General features: G+C 67.9%; 20 protein-coding genes and 1 pseudogene. 2 read left to right on the top strand and 19 right to left on the bottom strand.

The window, feature by feature from the left end; genetic code table 11:
* Window positions 1-64 precede the first annotated feature (64 nt).
* Window positions 65-238, bottom strand: a pseudogene (locus KGQ19_RS05115) (single-stranded DNA-binding protein); the annotation flags it as partial.
* Window positions 239-280: 42 nt separating this feature from the next.
* Entirely contained in the window at window positions 281-1,126 is an 846-nt protein-coding gene (locus KGQ19_RS05110) for a hypothetical protein (RefSeq protein WP_212007892.1), read from the bottom strand.
* 712 nt (window positions 1,127-1,838) lie between these two features.
* Here KGQ19_RS05110 and KGQ19_RS05105 point away from each other — a divergent pair.
* Together KGQ19_RS05105 and KGQ19_RS05100 are read left to right on the top strand one after the other, a co-directional pair.
* The gene (locus tag KGQ19_RS05105; protein WP_212007891.1) at window positions 1,839-2,231 is read left to right on the top strand and encodes a helix-turn-helix domain-containing protein; all 393 of its coding nucleotides are present in this window, start codon (window positions 1,839-1,841) and stop codon (window positions 2,229-2,231) included.
* Window positions 2,232-2,348: 117 nt separating this feature from the next.
* Entirely contained in the window at window positions 2,349-2,783 is a 435-nt protein-coding gene (locus KGQ19_RS05100; RefSeq protein ID WP_212007890.1) for an ImmA/IrrE family metallo-endopeptidase, read from the top strand.
* 51 nt (window positions 2,784-2,834) lie between these two features.
* Here KGQ19_RS05100 and KGQ19_RS05095 read toward each other — a convergent pair whose 3' ends face one another.
* From KGQ19_RS05095 to KGQ19_RS05015, 17 genes are all read right to left on the bottom strand, one after another.
* Window positions 2,835-3,221 (bottom strand): hypothetical protein, encoded by a 387-nt coding sequence (locus KGQ19_RS05095; protein ID WP_212007889.1) that lies wholly within the window; start codon window positions 3,219-3,221, stop codon window positions 2,835-2,837.
* A gap of 233 nt (window positions 3,222-3,454) precedes the next feature.
* Window positions 3,455-4,279, bottom strand: coding sequence for a hypothetical protein (locus KGQ19_RS05090; RefSeq protein ID WP_212007888.1), 825 nt, complete (start codon window positions 4,277-4,279; stop codon window positions 3,455-3,457).
* 234 nt (window positions 4,280-4,513) lie between these two features.
* Window positions 4,514-5,905: a hypothetical protein gene (locus KGQ19_RS05085; protein ID WP_212007887.1), complete on the bottom strand. Its 1,392-nt coding sequence runs from the start codon at window positions 5,903-5,905 to the stop codon at window positions 4,514-4,516.
* Window positions 5,906-6,135: 230 nt separating this feature from the next.
* Window positions 6,136-7,548, bottom strand: a complete 1,413-nt coding sequence (locus KGQ19_RS05080; RefSeq protein ID WP_212007886.1) for a hypothetical protein — start codon at window positions 7,546-7,548, stop codon at window positions 6,136-6,138.
* A gap of 276 nt (window positions 7,549-7,824) precedes the next feature.
* Complete coding sequence (locus KGQ19_RS05075) at window positions 7,825-8,493, bottom strand: hypothetical protein (RefSeq protein ID WP_212007885.1); 669 nt, start codon at window positions 8,491-8,493, stop codon at window positions 7,825-7,827.
* Between the two features lie 90 nt (window positions 8,494-8,583).
* Window positions 8,584-9,798, bottom strand: coding sequence for a hypothetical protein (locus tag KGQ19_RS05070; protein ID WP_212007884.1), 1,215 nt, complete (start codon window positions 9,796-9,798; stop codon window positions 8,584-8,586).
* A complete protein-coding gene (locus tag KGQ19_RS05065) occupies window positions 9,795-10,547 on the bottom strand; it encodes a hypothetical protein (RefSeq protein ID WP_212007883.1) in 753 nt (250 codons plus the stop codon). The genes KGQ19_RS05070 and KGQ19_RS05065 overlap by 4 nt, the downstream gene beginning before the upstream one ends.
* Complete coding sequence (locus KGQ19_RS05060; RefSeq protein ID WP_212007882.1) at window positions 10,480-11,301, bottom strand: hypothetical protein; 822 nt, start codon at window positions 11,299-11,301, stop codon at window positions 10,480-10,482. Before KGQ19_RS05060 ends, KGQ19_RS05065 begins: the two co-directional genes overlap by 68 nt.
* Window positions 11,282-11,980, bottom strand: coding sequence for a hypothetical protein (locus KGQ19_RS05055; RefSeq protein WP_212007881.1), 699 nt, complete (start codon window positions 11,978-11,980; stop codon window positions 11,282-11,284). Before KGQ19_RS05055 ends, KGQ19_RS05060 begins: the two co-directional genes overlap by 20 nt.
* The gene (locus tag KGQ19_RS05050) at window positions 11,977-13,521 is read right to left on the bottom strand and encodes a hypothetical protein (RefSeq protein ID WP_212007880.1); all 1,545 of its coding nucleotides are present in this window, start codon (window positions 13,519-13,521) and stop codon (window positions 11,977-11,979) included. The genes KGQ19_RS05055 and KGQ19_RS05050 overlap by 4 nt, the downstream gene beginning before the upstream one ends.
* A gap of 98 nt (window positions 13,522-13,619) precedes the next feature.
* Window positions 13,620-13,853 (bottom strand): hypothetical protein, encoded by a 234-nt coding sequence (locus KGQ19_RS05045; RefSeq protein WP_212007879.1) that lies wholly within the window; start codon window positions 13,851-13,853, stop codon window positions 13,620-13,622.
* A gap of 244 nt (window positions 13,854-14,097) precedes the next feature.
* Window positions 14,098-14,760, bottom strand: a complete 663-nt coding sequence (locus KGQ19_RS05040; protein WP_212007878.1) for a hypothetical protein — start codon at window positions 14,758-14,760, stop codon at window positions 14,098-14,100.
* Window positions 14,761-14,785: 25 nt separating this feature from the next.
* Complete coding sequence (locus tag KGQ19_RS05035; RefSeq protein ID WP_212007877.1) at window positions 14,786-15,943, bottom strand: hypothetical protein; 1,158 nt, start codon at window positions 15,941-15,943, stop codon at window positions 14,786-14,788.
* Between the two features lie 32 nt (window positions 15,944-15,975).
* Window positions 15,976-16,533, bottom strand: a complete 558-nt coding sequence (locus KGQ19_RS05030; protein WP_212007876.1) for a hypothetical protein — start codon at window positions 16,531-16,533, stop codon at window positions 15,976-15,978.
* A gap of 64 nt (window positions 16,534-16,597) precedes the next feature.
* Window positions 16,598-17,089, bottom strand: coding sequence for a DNA cytosine methyltransferase (locus KGQ19_RS05025; RefSeq protein WP_212007875.1), 492 nt, complete (start codon window positions 17,087-17,089; stop codon window positions 16,598-16,600).
* Window positions 17,090-17,230: 141 nt separating this feature from the next.
* A complete protein-coding gene (locus tag KGQ19_RS05020) occupies window positions 17,231-17,419 on the bottom strand; it encodes a hypothetical protein (RefSeq protein ID WP_212007874.1) in 189 nt (62 codons plus the stop codon).
* A gap of 98 nt (window positions 17,420-17,517) precedes the next feature.
* Window positions 17,518-17,949, bottom strand: coding sequence for a hypothetical protein (locus KGQ19_RS05015; RefSeq protein WP_212007873.1), 432 nt, complete (start codon window positions 17,947-17,949; stop codon window positions 17,518-17,520).
* Window positions 17,950-17,953: the final 4 nt, after the last annotated feature.

The following is a 17,953-nucleotide window of genomic DNA, read 5'->3' as shown; positions in this document are numbered from 1 at the left end:
GCCAGCCGCAACGCCCTTCCGGTCACCGTGCGCAGTGTTGCATCTAATGCAATACATCCCGTTTCGAGCAGCGCAGGAACAGCGCGTCGCCGTCCTTCCACTCGTTGGTCTGGCGGTCCAGGGTGCGGGGCGTGGACGCGACGGTGAAGTTCGCGACCGCCGCACCCGACGGGGTGAAGCGCAGCTCGGGGTCGTCGGTCAGGTTGCCGATCACGGTGATGACGGTCTCGCCCGCCATGGGCGTCTCCTTACTCCCCGGGCAGGCCAGGGCGGTCACGGCTCAGGTGCCGGGGTTGGGGCGGCCGCGCCGCCGGGTCTGCTTGGGCCAGTCGGCGATGCCGACGCCCAGGTCTCGGGCGATGTTGTTGGCCTTGATCAGGTCGGCCAGGCGATGAAGGGCCTGCTGCTGCCCTTTGGCGCTGGTGCGGTAGTCGACCACGGGCACCTCGTGGCCCTTCTCGCGGGCGCGCCGGATCCTTTGCTTGGCCGCGTCCACGGAGACGCGCAGGAGGAAGGCGACCTCTTCGATGCCGAGCAGACTGTCGGGGTCGTTGGACAGCATCTCCTCGACGATGTTCAGCAGGCGCGGAACCCCGGGGGTTTCGTCGCACTCGGGGTGCATGCACACCACCAGGCCGGTGGGGATGTTCAGCAGGGCGGCCGGGATGACGGTGCGGGTCGGGATGCCCTGGACCGGGGCGTGGTTGCGGGGGCAGCGCATCCGCACGTACTCCTCGGCGTCGGCCAGCACGCACGTCAGGACGGTGAAGTGCCGCCGCATCGCCGACGTGGTGCGCTTGGCCACCGGCTCCGGGTCGTATCCGTCGTCGAGCAGCTGTGCCAGCATGGCGCCGCGTGCCGAGCGGTCAGACAGGCGAATGTCCAGGCCAGGACCGTCCAGGGTTTCGAGGATCGCCTGGCGGATCGCCAGTTCCTGGATTTGGTCGCGGTCGTGGTCATGGACGGCGGAGGTCACATCGATGCGGACGGGTGCTTTGCTGCCGGCTTTGCCGCCGCGCCCGTCGCCGCCGTCGTAGCGTCTGCCGTTCTTGGCCGCGGCGTGCTGATCGAGTTGGTCGGCTATCTGCGCGGCCTGTCTGATGTAGCGGTGCCCTTGATCCGCCATGGCCCCTCCCCGAATCCGGCAACGCTGAAGCAGCCGGGTTGTACTGTGAGCATCTGGAACGGTGGCTCGACGAGCCGAAAAAGGAAAGCAAACCTCTGACGTGTTGCACGCTGCCCAGGTTGCTAGCTCTGTGATCACCGGGCATCCGGGCATCGTAGTTGCAGGTCCGCCGCATGCGGGACTGGTTTTCTCAGGCATCTGACACACACTCCGACGGCTCAGTCGGGCGGCGCCAGCCCTGCGGTGTCCGCTCTCGCCACCGGGCGCAGCGCGACACCGGAAGCCGGGATCCTTGAGGCCTTAGTACGCGATGCCAGCCCGGCAGACATGAGATACATGTCAGCTTCTTTCTAGAGCGACCAGGAGCGCAGTAGATGTGTCGTGCGCTTTCCGCGACGGGGGCAGTGTGGAATCGGTCCCGGGGGGTAACGGGGGCTGAGGCGACCTTCTTCACGGCATCGACCTCCGCATGACGAGATGATCAAGATGTACTGCCCGAGGATCCTGGCCGGTCACCGGTGAGCGCCAGCAGTCCGTACTACCCCGTACAACCCGGAACAACAAATTTAGTGCCCTCCGTAGGCTGTCGGACGTCGAAGATAACCAAGTTTAGTGTTCGAGGGCAACATCTTTGGTGCTAGTTGGTGCTGCTTGGTACAGTCGCCCCTCGTCGGCGCCAGAGCTGCCGACGACACGGGAAGGAGGCTGCCTCATGGCCCGGACACCGGAACTGGCGCGTCTCGGCGACGCTGTCCGCCAGCGGCGGACAGCGAAGGAGTGGTACCAGCGCGACCTTGCGGCCGCCGCGAAGGTCTCTATCGGGACGGTCCGCAACATCGAGCAGGGCAAGGGGGCCAGCGGTCTGATCCTTGCTCAACTGGAGCGAGCGCTGGGCTGGATCACCGGCAGCGCCGCCCAGATCTTGGACGGCGGTGATCCCGAACTGATCAGGGACGAGCCCGCCAGCTACGTCTCTTCCCGCACCGGCACGCCCATCGACCTGTCCGAAATTCCCTTGGAGGAGTTGCAGGCTGAGGTGAACCGGCGGGTCGAGGCGGCGGTGCGGCAGGCGGTGGCCGCCAACCCTCACGCCCTGCGGACGTAGCCGCCACCGCGGGGTTCCTCAACGCAACGACCTGTTCGAACTTGCGTTCGAACAGGTCGTTGCGCTATCAAGAGGTATTCGGGCTGGCGTGCCGGTTAACGTGCGTGAGGTGAGTCAATGGCTTGGGATCCTGGGGAGGCGCTGCGCCGTCAGCCGGAACTCACGTATGTCCGGTACAAGCTCCCGCCGGGAGAGAACGGGCGTTATTTCCGCTCGCTGCACGCCATCGTGGTGGATTCCGGGCTGGACCAGGCTGGCCGGCGCTGCGCGCTCACCCACGAGCTGATCCACGCCGAGACCCGCGACGACTGCATTCCCTCGCACTGGCTGACCGACAAGTACGAGCATGACATCGACAGGCAGGCTGCGGCCCGGCTGATAAGCCTCTCGGCGCTGATTTCGGCGCTGCTGTGGACCCACGACCCGGACGAGTTGGCCGAGGAGCTGCATGTTGATGCCGCCACCCTGCATGTGCGCCTGGCCCACCTGAGCCGGGCCGAGCGCGCCGCCATCGCCACCCGCCTCACCGAGGCGTTCAGTCAGCTGCCGTGACGACGCCAGGCCCCGACTGGGAAACCCAGTCGGGCCTGGCGTGCTCAAAGGTCAGCCGTTGTGCAGCAGGCGAGCGGCGGCGTCAAACAGGATGTCCTTGGACTCCGTGTCGAGTGTTCCGGCCTTCACCGCGTTGTTCATCATCGAGGCGTGAACGGCCAGCAGCGCGTCCCAGCCGGCGTTGAAACTCGGCGTGTCCACGCCGAGCGCGTCGACCAGATCCAGCATGGCCTGCGCGTGGGTACGGGCCTGGTCTTCAGGCAGTCGCGCCTCGGCGTGGGTCAGTGCCAGCAGGGCTGCCATCGAGCCGAGGAAACCGGCCCGGGTCATCGGATCGTTCAGGTCCGCCCCATGCGCGGCGGCGTTGCGTTGGATCGTCTCGGTGACGCCGACCTGGGTCTGGTCTAGCGTCTCACCACCAGGGGTGTGCTCGGTCATGCCGTCTCCCGTTGGCGATTCACTGGGTGTCGGCGCGGGACCGGTTTGCCGCCCGGTCACACGCAACACGTGGGCCTACAAAACGCGGACAGTATGGCCTACGAAACTATGCGCAGGTCAAAGCCCCGCTCACGGCAGGCGTTATGGGTGAACAATGGATAGTTCATATTGCCACGGGCGATGGCGGCCAAGGGCAGGCTTAGTAGCGTCCTTGACGCATCCTTGACCAAAGATCACGACACGTAGCCCGTCTGCGAGCCTGGCGTGGTAGAGCGTGGTCTGTTCGGGTCACTGGCGTGCTTGACCGGCTCGAACCGGGCCGCCGTCTTCTTGCCGATCTTCGGCCTGCGGATCGCCGCCTTCAACAGCCCGGCCCCGCGCATGTCGCCGGCGCGGCCGAGCTGCCCGGCCCACCGACCCAGCACCGAGGGCAGCCAGGCGCCACCCGAGCCGATCGCCGCCCGCGCCATCTCCGCACCCCTGACCACCCCGGACTCGAAGGCATCGCCGAACTGGCTGGCCAGAAACACCGGCATCCCGGCCGGAGCCCGGTAGTCCGCGCGCGCCGCCGCGGCGATCAGCTCGATCATCAGCGCGTCGTCGAACACCTTGGTCACGGTGTGCCCGCGCAACAGCCGGTACCGGGTGCCGTCGGCGCCGGTCACGTACACCGTCTCCTCCTTGTCCTCGCCGGTCACCAGGTCCTTGACCGGCTCACCGGTAACCGGGTCAAGCACCTTCCTCTTCCCAGAGATCTCGCCGCCGCCCAAGGCGGTCAGCTCCTCATCCAGCACCTCCCGGGCGGCCCTGGCCGCATCCGACAGCGCATCGGCTCCATCGGCCAGCATCTCCGCGGCCTGGATCATCCGGGGCGTGACCGCCGCCGGGTCGGCCTCACGGAGCTGCAATGCGTGCTCATGGACAGCGAACGCCAGAGCATCCCGGGCGTTGACGTCGGGGTCGGTGGAGGCAGCCAGCAGCTTGGACAGCAGCGCCTGGACCGCAGCCCGTGGATCGGACAACGCCGGCGGGCGCGCGGGGATCAAGTCATCGACCATGAGGCCCTCACGCCGTCCAACAGCGTCAGGAACCAATCCGGCTCCTGTCTACGCCGCGTGCCCACATAGCCGGACCCGGCGCCGATCCGCGTCGCGGCGCGGCGGTTGGCGTGCCGGGGAACATAAGGATCTGCCGATATCAAGGTCATGACGCTCTCGCTTCCGCAAACAGGGGAACGATGGAAAACGCCCCGGGGCTACGAAGTGCCGGGGGCGTGGAAGGGAAAGGGGTCGTCAGGCAGCGGAGCGCTGGGCGTCCTGGCCGAGAGTGAAGACCGCACGGTACACCTGCTTGCACTCCTCCATCAGCTCCGCTGTCTCGCCGTCGTCCAGGTTGCCGGCGGCGGCGTGGTGGCGGATGAGTGCGTGGATCCGCTCGACGTCCTTGTGGCTACGCGTGGACTGTGCGGCGCGTGCCAGTATCGCGGCCAGCGCGGCGGCGGCCGGGCTCATCGGCGGCCTGGTGCCGCCCAGTTCGGCGCGGCGCGCGGCGGCTGCGATCACCAGGTTGACGAACAGGGTGCTGTTGATGACGGTGCCGTTGAAGCGGTCGGTGAACCGGACCTCGACGCGATTGACCGCGTCCAGGCTCTTGGCAGTGGTCAGGGAGGCGAAGAAGTCCTCGGTCTCGCCGCGAGCCCGGGGCGGCTCCATCTCGACGTCCGCCAGCGCCGGGATCACGGTTAGGCCCGAGCCAGCCGGTGGGCCCTGAGCCGCCGGATCGGTGACGTCCCTCTGGTGTTGGCTCGGCGCGGCGGCCGCGTTGGTGCTTGCGGGGTGCGTCGTCGCCGGGGTTTCCCAGTGATCATCTGGCAGCGGGGCAGAGGGGGAGTGCTGCTGCTCGGAGTCCAGGTCGGCGCGGCGGCCATTGAAGGCCCGGCGCAGTAGCGCGGCCAGCGCCTCGGAAACCGCTCCGGCCTCGACAGCGCGCTTGAGCCGGGACGCGACCTGGTACAACTCGCCCATGTCGGAAGCGGCGGCCAGGGAGGTCGCGTAGTCCTCTTCCGGCTCGGTGGGCAGGTTCTTCAGCTGCTCGGCCGCGTTAGACTTGGACCACAGGTAGGTGGCGATACCGAAGCGCATCCCGGCGTTGCGGATGCCGTCGCCGATGATCTCCTTGATGGCGCTCGGGGACATCGTCTTACCGGAGGCGTCGCCGAACCCGATGCGGGTGACGGTACCGATGGTAAGCAGGATCCACATGCCCCCGTCGCTCAACAGCGGCGTGCCGTTCGAGGTGTAGGCCATGGGCCGCCAGTTCCAGCCTGCCGGGGTCAGCACCTCGTTCAGGCGCATCGTGATCCCGGCGTGACCGACGTAGTCCAGGTGGATGTGGCCGGGGGTGATGAACTGGGCGCAGACAGCGCAGCGGGCCTTGCGGGGGTGTTCGTCGCACGTCTCTGGCCGCTTGTTCTTCTTGTTGTCTGTGCATTTCCAGCAAGTGACCTGAGGTCGCTTTTCGATCTGGTCGAGGTCGAACGGCGTGGTGAGCCGCGTCCAGACTTCGGCGGGGATGTCGTCGATCCGTCCGGTCTCGCCGGGCAGTAGCGGCTCGGCATCAAGTAGCCCGGAATCCGGCCCTGGTGCAGGCTCCAGCCCGGTTGCCGGGATGACGGCGGTGGTCATGGTTACCCACTTTCGGGAGGCGCGCGACGCGGCAGCGTGGCCGGCGGCCCTGGCGCACGGAAGTGCATATGGGCGGCGCCGCGGAGAGAACGCGACGGAAACACACGAGCCCCCGGGGTCCTAGCGGACGCCTCGGGGGCTCGACGTAGTTGAAGATGAAGGGGCGGAGACCGGTTTTTGGACACAGCTCTGCCCGCCGAAAAAGAGGCTACGCAAATGCGTTCGAGTAATCAAGCCCCTGGCCGGGAAAGTTCTGATGAGGGCTTGATCGAAGCCTCCATATCGCCAGAATCGGGAGAAGTCGGCTGCTGTTCGGTGGGTTCAGAAGCCTGCGCGGACTCTGGGGTATCGGTGGTGCGCAGCCGCTCGATCTGCTCACGGAGCCCGGCGGCCAGCCGCGCGGCAAGGCGCCGTCTGGCGATCGCGTCGCGGATCCGGGCGCCGCGGCCGGGCCCCACACCGAAGTCCTTCCGCAACCCGGTAGCGGTGACCTTGTCGTATGGGCTGTCCGCTGTCGCCAACTTGATGATCTCGGCATCGGCGAGGTCCGAGGCGCCGAGCCTGCCGAATGGCACCGGACGCACAGCCACACCCTCACCCGATTCTGGGACGCGGTCACCGGTGGGCTCAAAAGGGCTCGGTTCCGTACCTCTGGTGGGCTCGGTGCCCTCCGGTGGCTCAGGCTCCTGACCCCTTGTCGGGGGCGGTGGGGCGAGAAGTTCCAGAGGGAGAAGAGACACGCCCACTGGTAGTCCGACCAGGCTCACCGGTGGGATTGGCACCTCGGGGCCGACGGCCACTAGCGCCACCGGTGGAGTCTCAAGTGGGGAGTGACCGACCTCAGACACCCCGGGGTTGTTCGCCGGTGGGTAACTGTCCGACTCGGCATCTACCGGTGGTGCCGCCGGCTGATAGCGCTGACCCACTGGTTTCGTCGAGCCACCAGCATGGGCCGTTGGGGAGACCACCGGTGGAGGCTCGTCGGCGTCGGCGAGTTCAGGGACCGACACCAGCGTCGGCACTGTCGGCCACCGGCCGCCAAGGCTCGATGGGGCGCCATGCGGCGTCGGAATCGTGTCATCGAGTGGCAGCCGGGGCCGGGGCACCAAGGCTTCGATGGAGGGCGGCACGTCCACCGCGGCATCCCCGTCGGTCCGTGCCTGCTGGGGCTCGTGACCGGTCAACTGGAGCGCTGCGGTACAGGCCAGCATCAGCCCATCCACGGTCAGCGGCAGCGTGTAGGCGATGAATGGGATGGTGCTGTAGTACTCCAGTAGAGAGCACAAGTGTAGGTAGGACGCCACAGCAACCGGAAGCCCGACCATTACAGCTGAGACGGCACGGACAGCGAACGACAGCTTGCCCTCCCGCCAGCGCGGCCGAGTGATCACCTCGGTCAAGATGAAAATAGAGACGGGGCAGAACACTGCCACCGCCACATCCCCGGGTGGCGGGATGTAGGCTGCCGGATCCCACAGGCGCGAACGTGGCCACCACGCCGGCTGAATGTGCGGCGGGATGTAGGTGTAGGCGATGTTCGCCGACACTGACGCGAGGGCGCCGAGGATCAGGCCGGTGTAGATCCAGAAGTAGATCCAGAAGCTGCGGGCGGTGGACGCTGAATTCCCACCGGTGGAAGGCATTGACCTCCTCAAGGTTCGGAGGAGCAGTGAGCACTCGGCCATCGGTAGGCTGTGCTGCTCAGTAAGGGTTTTGACCTTCTACCGCGATGGCCCTCTGGTGAGTGTGCGGGTGCGGCAGACGCTGCTAGTTACCCACCGGTGAACACGGTTGCCGCCGATCCTCGTTGCTGAGCGCCACCGATGAGTGCAATGCAGAACCCATCCTGCGGAGGGAGGCAAGCGGCCGTCCCGAGAAACCCGGCGGAGACGGAGGGGCGATGTGAAGGATCGGCTAATCTAAATTGGGAGAGGCTCGATTGACTCGACGGTGGTAGCTACAACGCGGAGCCCCAGCGTCGAGAGTGCCGCGTTGAGGAGCTCCGGGCTCTGGAGCAGGCGAACGGCCTCGCGCAACGCAATATCCTGATCATCGTCTGTCGTGCCGCAGACAAGGCGCACTGAGGCCACGACGCCCAACTTCGCTGTTCCCCCGCTGTTGATCTGACGCCATTTTTGGGCTGCTTGGTGGTCGATTGAGTGTCCGCGTTCCGCTGCTTTTGCCACAAGCTCGTTCAAATCCAACGCTCGATCACGTCCGAATTTGAACAACACGGCGGCTGAAGTTCCAGCCTCGACACGGCTCCGCGTCGTCTCGACGCTGGTGCGCAAGATTTCGGCAGCTTCGGCGATGCCCACCGGAATGCTGCCCGCAGGTACCGAACGTTTCTCACGTAGTGCTGCGACCACCGCATCCCTTGGCTCATAACCCGCAGCGACCAAGCGTGCAAGAAGCGGCGAGAGCAACCAAGCTGGCCTGCCGCCAATCACGGCATCGTTCTTTCCAAGCACACGGAGCGCAGAGTCAGCGTTGTCCGCAATCTCGTGGATCCGAGTACGGGTCAAACCGACAATCTTCGCGATCTCGGGTAGGCCGACGAACACAACAGCCTTGGCGTCGATCGCCATGTGCAGCCTCCCGGATCCAGGTCGCTGGCGTCAGCCGAGCGGTGGAATCCATGGTGCCACGTTTCCCAGAGACCGCTCGGGCATTGCCGATCACGCTGTGCTATCGCACGGACGCAAGCCGCCTGCGAACTCCCAGCCGGTGCGGCGTTCCCACTCGGCGAAGACCTTCGTTCTGCTACGGCCGGACTCGGTGGCCTGAAGCGCCTCGGCGGCCGCGAACCAGGCATTGGCCACTGTTCGCTCGGCCTTCTGCACGTGGCGGTCCGCCTCGGTGTCGGCGGCGCGCGCACTCAGCGGTTCGTCGTGGCGTTCGGCGGTCTCGGCCAGGTTCGACAGCAGTAGCGCAGTCTCGGTGGCTCGGACGACCTCGGCGTGGATCGCGTCGATCCACATGCGGGTCTGGACCGCGTCGGGGTGGGACATCTCCTCGGCCCGCTCGAATACGAAGTGCTGGGCGTGGGCTGCGGAGGCGACGAGCTCATAACAGGTCTCGCGCCGCTTGCGGCACGTCACCGCTACCGGGCCTTCGACGTCGACCGCTGGGCCTGCCGTGGGGTTGGCGATGGCGTTGATGAACGCGCCGACCAGGTTGCTGGCGGCGTACATCGGAAGGTCCAGGCTGGCGGGCAGGTGCTGGGCGGCGATGTCCATCTCGGCCTCTTCGGCCTGTTGCCACAGGGCTTCGATGCGGTCCGGGATCGGGTCAGTGCCGTAGGCCTGAGCTTTGGACAGCGGGTTGCCGCGCACCGCAGCCAGGGCCGCGCCGAGACGCATGCTGTCGCCGGCGGGGTTGTCGTAGCTGTCCAGGCAGGTGTTCCGGACTGCCTCCAGGACGGCCTCGTCGAGCGCGAGCCCCGCGACCGACAGCCGCGGTGGTCCGGAGCGAGAGGTCCGGGCGCGTACGCCGAGCAGGTTGGAGCGCGTCGCTGGGGTGTCCAGCAGCACGGCGGTGCTCATCAGATGCCGTACCCGGCGGAACAGCGCCGCGATGTCGTCGGCGTGGTTCAGGTTGGTCTGGGCGAGTTCGCTCACCGGGACGGGCCCGGTGCGCAGCAGGTGCTGGTCGTGGTCGAACTCCAGGCAGATCCATACGGTGCGGTCGGTGTGGGTGAGGGTGCTGACCTCGATGGATGGCCGGTCGGCCAGGTCGGCGAAGGCCCCGGCCAAGGCGGCACCGTCGATGATGTGCTCAATGTGCTCGGCAAGCAGCAGCCCCCCGGTCTTGGCGGTCGGGCCTGTGGGCCGGATCGAGCCGTCGTGGCTGGCCAGGTCGGCGGCGATGGCGGAGATGTCGATGGAGGTCATCGGCGGTCCCCGTCCTCGGGGCCGGTGTAGTTGATCCGGCTGTGGTCGTGCTCGGTGTCGGTGACCTGCCCGCGGTCCTGTCCGCCGGGCCCGAAGTAGTCCTTCAGCACCTGGCTGGTGACTGGGGTGCCGGGCTGCCAGACTCCGGCTTCAGCCAGGTCGGTCAAATCGACGCGGCCGCGGAAGGTCTCTGCGAATTCGAACGTCACCGTGCTGTCTCGGAGCCCGGGGACGGTCGGGATGGTGGCGCGGTGTTCGTCGCGCTCGGTATTAGTGGCCAGGCGCACGTTGGTGATGAGCGGGTCGTCCAGCGGGGTGGTGGAGGTGGTGTTGACGCGGCGCTGGGCGTGCAGCAGGTTCAGCCAGGTGCCCAGGCCGTTCTCGGGGGCGTAACCGCGCAGGTGCCAGGACATCTCGACCGGATCGTGGAACGCCTTGGTCTTGCGGCCGGCGGCTCCCAGTTCCTGGAGCAGTTCGCCGATGGTGACCAGGGCACGGTAATGCGTCGCGGCGGTCTCGTCCCACTCCACGGCGATCAGATGGTCGTTGGCGAGCGGTTCGGGCTCGGGCGCCGGACTGATGACGGTGACGATCTGGCGGTCTGTCGGCAGGTGGATGTCCCGCCACAGCTCAGGGTGTTGGTCCAGGTACTCGCTCAGGTCGTTGGTGTCGCCCAGGTCCTCAGGGATCTCGATGGTGAGTTCCCGGCGGCGTGGTACCAGGTCCTCGACGGTGATCTCGTACTTCAAGCAGGTTCTCCGATGTGGGTGGGTGCGGTGCTGCGGGGCAGGCCAGGGTGGTAATCGTGGGCTGCTCGCTTGCGGCCTTGACCGGGCTGAGCAGGTCGAAGCCGTCGCGGGCCAGCGGGGCAGTGCCCCGCTCGGCGGCTTCGGCGAATTCAGCGGCCACGGAATCCAGCACAGCTTCCGCACGGCTGATAGCGGCACGGGCAGCACGGATGGTGTCGAGCTGCCGGGCCCGGTCGGCGCTGGCACGGGCAGAGATCTTCACGGCGGTCTGGAGCCGCCAGGTCCACAGCAGATCGCTCAGCCACGGCGCGCCCAGGGCGTACCGGGCCAGGGCGTGACGGACGTCGACGACGCGGCGGGCTGAGGCGGTGACGCCGGCGTAGTCGTCCCGGTCCGGGATCACGTCAGCAGCTAGCTCGGGCAGGTGTGCCATGCGTTCGCCGAGCCGGTAGCGGCTGGCCGGGACGCCGTAGCAGGTCAGCGGGTCGGTGCGGATCACGTCGTTGCGGCGGTCACGGATGCCGGTGGAGTCTCCGGAGTACATCCGGCAGCGGAAGTTTGCTGGGCCGTCGGGGTCGTCCAGGTCCCACGGGTCTTCGCGGGTTAGCCATACCACGCCGGTGATGTGCGGGCCGCGCACCATCCAGCGGACCGTGCCGCGTGCCAAGTCGACGTCCTCGGACAGGATTCGCAGTTCTCCGCCGAGCTTCAGCGGCAGCGAGGCCACCGCCGCCTCAGGTGGGGTTCGGCTCATCGGCTGCGCCTTGCTCGATCGCGGGTGCGGCGTCGCCGGTGCGCGTGGCGGTGCGCGCTACGCCGTTGTCCGACCGCGCAGCGTGCGGTGTGGGCAGTGCGGCAGCGGACTGGATCAGCGCGAGGACTTCGGCGCGGGACAGGCTGCTGAAGGACAGGGTGCAGTGGGTGTCGTGGGGCCACAGGTCCAGGCAGAACTCCATGCCGATGGCGTCGCCGTGTCCCCAGGCCGCTGCCTCGTCTCGGCGGCGGTTGCCGTTGTCGCGCCAGAGCAGCCCGGGAAACAGCTTCTCGGCGGCAGTGAACAGGGCGTCGTCGGCGGCCCGACCTTCGGCGATCAGCGCTGCTTTGGCGTCCAGGAGCCGGTTGTTCTCGCGCACGATAGGCAGCAGCCGGCGCCGGATCTCTGCGGCCATGCGGGCCGGGGTTTTGGTGGCGCTGAACCCGATCTCGGCACGCCGGTATGCAGCGACATCCCAGTGACGGGTACGGCCCAGGTCCTGGTCGTGAATGCTGCGGGCTTCGATCCAGTGCGGGCCGACGCGCAGTTGGATCACTTCGCCGGCTGGGCCGTGCAGCTCGGCCCACTGGGTCTGGCCGTACCGGTCTGGCCGGGCCTCCCACCCATCGAGTTCGTAGGCGATGGTCTCGACGAGTTGCCTCGTGTTCGTGTCGGTCACGGCCGCCTCGCCTTCGCCGCCCGGTTGCTGCGCCGGGCGTGCCGGCGCGCGGCGGTGTCGGCTCCGTGCGGTCGACGGCGCGTTCCGGTGCGGCCTTCGATGAGGTCGATGACCGAGCACGCCACATCCAAGGGTAGGTTGCGCAGATCCAGGGCGACGGTGCGGCTGTTCGAGGACAGGCGCGCGGTGTTGTAGGAGCCGTGCCGGTCCTTCCAATACTTGTCGAACCGCAAGTCGCGGACGCTTAGATCCTTCGCGGTGTGTCCCGGCAGATGGGAACCCAGACGGGCGGCGGCGTGGGCGAAGCGTTCGCGCCGGTCCCGCTCGTGTTCGATTCCGGGGCGTTCGATATCCAGCGCCTTGGCGTAGACCGGGAACAGCCGGCGGCGCATATCGGCGGCGATGGCATCCGGGTCCCGGGTAGCCGTGAACCCGATACTGGCCTGTTTCGCGTCACACCACCAACGGCCCTCCAGCGTTGGCGTCAGGCCGATGGCTGCGGCCTTGTGCCGTCCGCGCTCGACGTTGATGGCGATCCGCCAGCCGTCATCCGGACTGACCAGGTGGGTGCGGTAGTAGTGGTGCCCGACCTGGTCGTGGATCCAGGGCGGGCCCAGGGCTTCGGCGATCTCATCAGCCAGGGCCAGCAGCCCGGTCTCGGTGAGGCGACCGTCGTTGGAAAAGCGCATCTCCCCTCCGGGAAGCATCAAATTCGGCGGGCGCTCGCAGCCGCACCAGGGGTCGCAGCGTGCGCAGTCGCAGTCGTGGATGCACGCCTCGCAGTCCCGCTCGTCGCAGTGCACCCCGTGCACCAGGTGGGTGCGCCATCCCTCGGGCGCGTGGATCCGGCCGTCGGCGCCGATCCACGAGGACGGTCTGGGGTGCCAGTGCCGGTCTCGCCCGGACAGGTCGTCCCTGGCGCGGACCCTTTCGGCGGCTGCGTGCTGACCGAGCCAGTCCAGTACCTTCGGCAGGTTCTTGTTCGGGCCGTAGCGCAGGAAGGTGCCATCGCAGGATGCTGCGCCGAGCGCGTCGGCGATCAGCAACCGCTTGTGGGAGTTGACCCGGCCTACATGCACGCTCTTGCCACGCGTGACCGCTTCGGCGGCAAGGGCTTTGGCATGTTCGCCGAGCTTGAACTTGTCGGAGCCGGCGATGAACAGCACGTCGAACTCGTCCCAAGGCGCCATGCCGTCGGCCTCGGCGCCGTCCTGGGCGCAGAACGCGGCCGGCAGATCTAGCGCGCGGATCATCGCCAGCCACGGCCTGGAGCACTCCAGCGTCGCCGCGGCGTCGAATGGCACGTCCGGCGCTACGGCGAACAAACACTTGTCGGAGCCGTAGCGCTTCACCATCCGGCACAGCCAGGACAGCCACGCCTGGTCCCCGACATAGTTCTTGCCGAACTTGCCGTTGTCAGCAGCCCATACCGCGTCGACCGGGATTCGGTTGCCCTGGTTCGGGGTGGTCATGCAGCCGATCAGTCCGGCCGACATCGCGTCACGTACAGCCTTGCTGGACGGGGTGGACAGGTACAGCACAGCCGACCCCCGATCTCATTCCATGATTGGCATGCTGTTGATTTGCCCGGCAAGAGAAAAGACCACCCGGCCGGACGGCCCTGCTGCTGCGGCTTCAATCAGCTCTGATACGCGGCGAGTATCCAGCGGGGCCGCTGGCCGGAGGCGTCCAGCCCGAGCAGCCGCGCTGCCCGGTTCAGGTTCTCCTCGGCGCCGTCGGGCACGGCCGTGTCGAGGTCCACCGTCTCGTTCCAGTCGGTGGAGGTATCAGTCGTGGCAGAGGCCAGCAGGAAGCCTTCCACAGGGTGGTCGTAGCCCAGGGCGACCAGCTTCACCCCCAGGTGCTCGGCCACGGCGGGGGCCAGGCCATCCAAACCGTCTAGTTCGCCCAGCCGGGGGTCGTCGGGGCCGTCGATGGCTCCGAGGAGTTCCAGCAGGTGCCGCTCGGCGGCGCGGGTGAAGATCTCGTGGTGCCGCTGCCACGGCGGGACTCTGGTAGTCAGGCTGGCCGGTGAGTCTGGGGCCGCTGGCGAAGTCGTAGCCGTAGGCAGCGACGGCGCGCGGAGGGTTCGACATGTTCACGTCTCCTGTCGAGGGTCAGGGGTTCTGGAGCGCGGCGCTGAGCACCTGTTCGATGTGGTTGCGCGCGAAGGCGGCGGCGTACGGACGCCGGTCGGCGGCGGCACGGAACCCGCACGTGCACACGGCTGTCGAGCTGAAGTCCGGCACCTGGTAGGGGTGGCGGCGGTGCTGCCGGGTGGTGGGGAGCCGCCCGTTCTCGGGGTCGTGCCAGCCGCGCGGCGTGGTGGTGCGCACCGGGTGTTCGAAGCCGGCTATCGCCAGCAGCCCGGCCACCCCGATGCTGATCTGGTCGCCGCCGGTGGCGACCAGAAGGCCGCGGCCGAGCAGCCGCCTGGCGGCGGACGGTGGCACCTGGCAGAACATGCCGCCGATCCGTCCGTCGGCCCGCAGGCGGGCAGCCTCGCCGGCTTTGCGGATCCGCGTCAGGTCCTCGTACTGGGTGCGGGTCAGCCGATGCGCCCGGGGTTCGGGCCGAAGGGTGAGCACGGTCCGCCGTTCGGCGGTGTCCTCGCCATGCAGGACCAGCCGGGTGCGGGTGATGGTGACGATGTGGTCCTTGTCGGCGGCGACGTCGGCGTGCAGGTGCAGCCCGCGGCGAAGGATCCGCAGCGCCTGGCCGTCGGTGACGGTGCTGCCGTTCTCCTGCCCGTCGCTGCTGCGGGTCATGGTGTAGGGCATGTCAGAGTCCTTGTCTGCCCGCCCGTCAGGCGGTGCCGTGCTTACCTGCGTGGTCGTTCTGGGCGTGGATGTCGCGCAGCGCCGCCGACACGACGTCGGCCAGCGTCCGGGGCACGTCCGAGTGGCGGATCGCCTGGCCCAGCAAGTGCCAGCCGTCAGGGTCCAGGTCGTCGCCGAGGGTCTGCACCGCCGACCAGATCGCCTCGCACAGCCCGGCGTCGCGCTCGGCGCGCTGGCGCACGGTCGGCTCGGCCTGGGCGGCGGGCGGCTCGGTCTTCTCCAGGCCCCACTCGCGGCGCAGTTCGCGGTTGGACTCGTCGCCGTGCTCCTCGTCCAGGAACGCGGCGTGCCGACCGAAGTGCTCCTCGACCCACTCCCACAGGGCGTCGGAGTCCCCGCGGTCCCACAGCCTGCGGGGCACCTTCAGCGTCCAGCGCTCGTCGGTCCAGGTGTCGGCCTGCGCGCCGACGATGACGTAGACGCCATCGACTGTGCGCCGCTCGTACTCCAGGTCCGACGCCTCGTCCTCGGACAGGACCGCCGGGCGGCCCGAGATGCGGGTGAACCCGCCGTCGGCGACAGCGAAGAACTGGTCACCGATGGCGATGACGTCGCCGGTCGACAGGGAACGGTGGCCGCGGCGCCGGTAGTCCACGGCACGCGGATCCGGGGCGCCGAAGGCCGGATCCTCACCGACTTGCAGCAGCGTCCACACCGCATCGCAGACGTCGAAGGGTTCCCGCTCCGGCACGGTGTCGGTGAAGACCTCGCGCAGCCGGTGGCCCGGTTCGTAGGCGTCGAAGCGGCCATCGAGGTTGTGGAAGACGCGCACCTCCACCGTCGCGTCGTTCTCCTCGCCGAGGGTGCCGGCGTGGGTGATGATGTCCAGCAGCATGTTCGGGTTGTTCGGCAGGCCGTCACGGCCGGCAGGCTCGGGGGTGATGCTGTCCTCCGGGTTCGGTGCGGTGTCGGTGGTCGCGGGCGGCAGGGTGCAGGGCCCGGCCAGCGCCGCCAGGTAGATCGGGACCAGCTGGGGGGTGGTGGCGCGGGCGTTGTCCAGGTCCGCGCTGATGGCGCGGCGGGTGCCCGCGTCCACGGCGCAGTGCACGACGTGGCGGCAGCCGGACTGGGCCGCGCGGTGCTCGGGGGTGTCGAAGCCGTCGAACTCATCGCTCACGGGCATCAGAGGGTGCTCCTTGGCAGGTCGTTTCCGGTTTAGGCCGCGGCCGGCAGAACTTCGTCGACACGGTCGGGTTGACGGGTGCCGGGACTGCCGGTGCGGTTCCACCGCTCGTCGGTTTCCAGCAGGAGCTTGAACGCGGCGTAGGCCTGTGCCGGGACGACGCCGTTGCCGATGCGGGCGAGCTGCTCGTTCACGTGGACGTCCGGGACTTCGGTGACCCAGCCTTCGGGCAGGCCCATCAGCCACTCGCAGAACCGCGGGGACAGCTTGATCCCGCCGCGAGGGCCGCGCATCACCGGCACCGGCGCGGCCTTGCGGGTCAGGACTTCCCACCGGTGCACCGCCGCTGCGAACTTGCCCCACCACTGGGGTGGGGAGTGTGGCCCGGCGGGGGCCTGGTCCTCGGGCTGGACGTTCAGCAGGAAGCACACCTCGTCGGCCAGGGTCGGCCCGTGTCCGCCGGCTTTGCGTTTGTCCGGGTGCTGTGCGGCGCCGTTGCTTCCGAGGTTCGCCGTGGGCGTCTTGAACAGCACCTCCGGCTCCGGCAGCATGGCGCTGTTTTCCCGGTAGAGCCGGACCACTACCGTCACCAGGTCTTCGCCGCCGGCGTGGGCGGGGCTGTTGAACGTCGGGCCACGCCGACCGTCGGCGGCTCTAGGCGTGGGAAGGAGTGGCGATGGCGAACCAGCGTTCGCGCTGGTGGGCGGCGCCGATATCTGAAGCTCGTAGAGTCGTCCAGCGCACGTCATACCGGATTTCGTGAAGCGATGTGAGCACCGCGCTTTGTCCCCGATTTCGGATTGCTCCAACGTTCTCCAGGAACAGGAGTCGGGGTCGAATAATCCGTACAGCCTTGGCGATGGTGAACCAGAGTCCTGATCTTTCACCGGTGATGCCCTTCCGCGTTCCGGCATCGGAGATGTCTTGGCAGGGGAATCCGCAGCTGATCATGTCTACTTCGCCACGCAGCGACTCCCACTGGATCTTGGTTGCGTCGCCCAGGTTGGGGGCGTCGGGGAACCGCTGGGCCATGATCTTGCAGGCGGCGGGGTGGACCTCGGCGACCGCGGTGGTCACCTCTCCGGTGAGCGCTTCCACGGCCAGGGCCAGGCCGCCGTAGCCGGCGCACAACTCCAGGATGGGCATCGGCCCGCTTTCTTTTGGAACGCCCACAGGTGATGCGTGCGGCACCGGGGATCTGGCCGTCGGCTCCCGGGTGTCGCCACCCGGCGTTGCTGAGCAGATGGATCGAGGCTGGGCTATACGACTCCGACGGCCCGCAGCCGGTCACGCAGCACCGTCAGGATGTGTCGGATCGCGTCGCAGACGGCGACTGGGCCCGCGCGTGGGCAGGTACAGTTCGCGTTCCTGAATCCGGATCGACACTGTGCCCCACTCCAGGCGGAAGACGCCGTCAGCCAGTAGCGTCCACACAGCGTTCGCCGGCAGCAGCTCTTCGGCGATCGCGGTTTCCACGATTAGGTCGATGAATCCGGTGCGGACGCGGATCCTGCCAACGGGGTTCAGCCCTGCTGAGGCGGACAGCTGTTCCAGAGTGTCGTCGGTCAGCTCCGTCAGCTGTGCTGTTCTGCGGATGGCCCGGCGGGGTCCACCGCCTGCCGGACCCGAGCCATCAGCAGACGCTGCTCGAAGATGAGCAACTGGTCCCACAACAGCGGGTCAGTGCGTTCGGCGATATGGGCTAGCAGCCGCGCCGTCTCCTTCAGCTCTGTGATCGTCAGCCCGTCGGCGTCGGTCTCCACCACATCCCGATACAAGGGGGGTCGTCCGTACCGCGGGTTGGGTTCAGTCTGGGTCCACGGTCGCTCATCGACCGGATCCACCTCGACGGTGTCCAGGTGGATGCTGCGCGGGAAGGTCTCCAGTCTCACCGGCGTGGACAGTGCTGCCTTCACAGTGGCGATAGCCGAGGGCAGATCGTGGGCACCGGCATTGACCTTGAGGATTGCCGGAACATACAGGGCAAAGTTGCTGTGACCTTGCATTCGG

Origin of the sequence: Catenulispora pinistramenti (genome assembly GCF_018274385.1) — a bacterium.
Taxonomy (GTDB): Bacteria; Actinomycetota; Actinomycetes; order Streptomycetales; family Catenulisporaceae; genus Catenulispora; species Catenulispora pinistramenti.
Note: the sequence above shows the minus strand (reverse complement) of the source record. Positions and strands in the feature narration are given on the sequence as shown.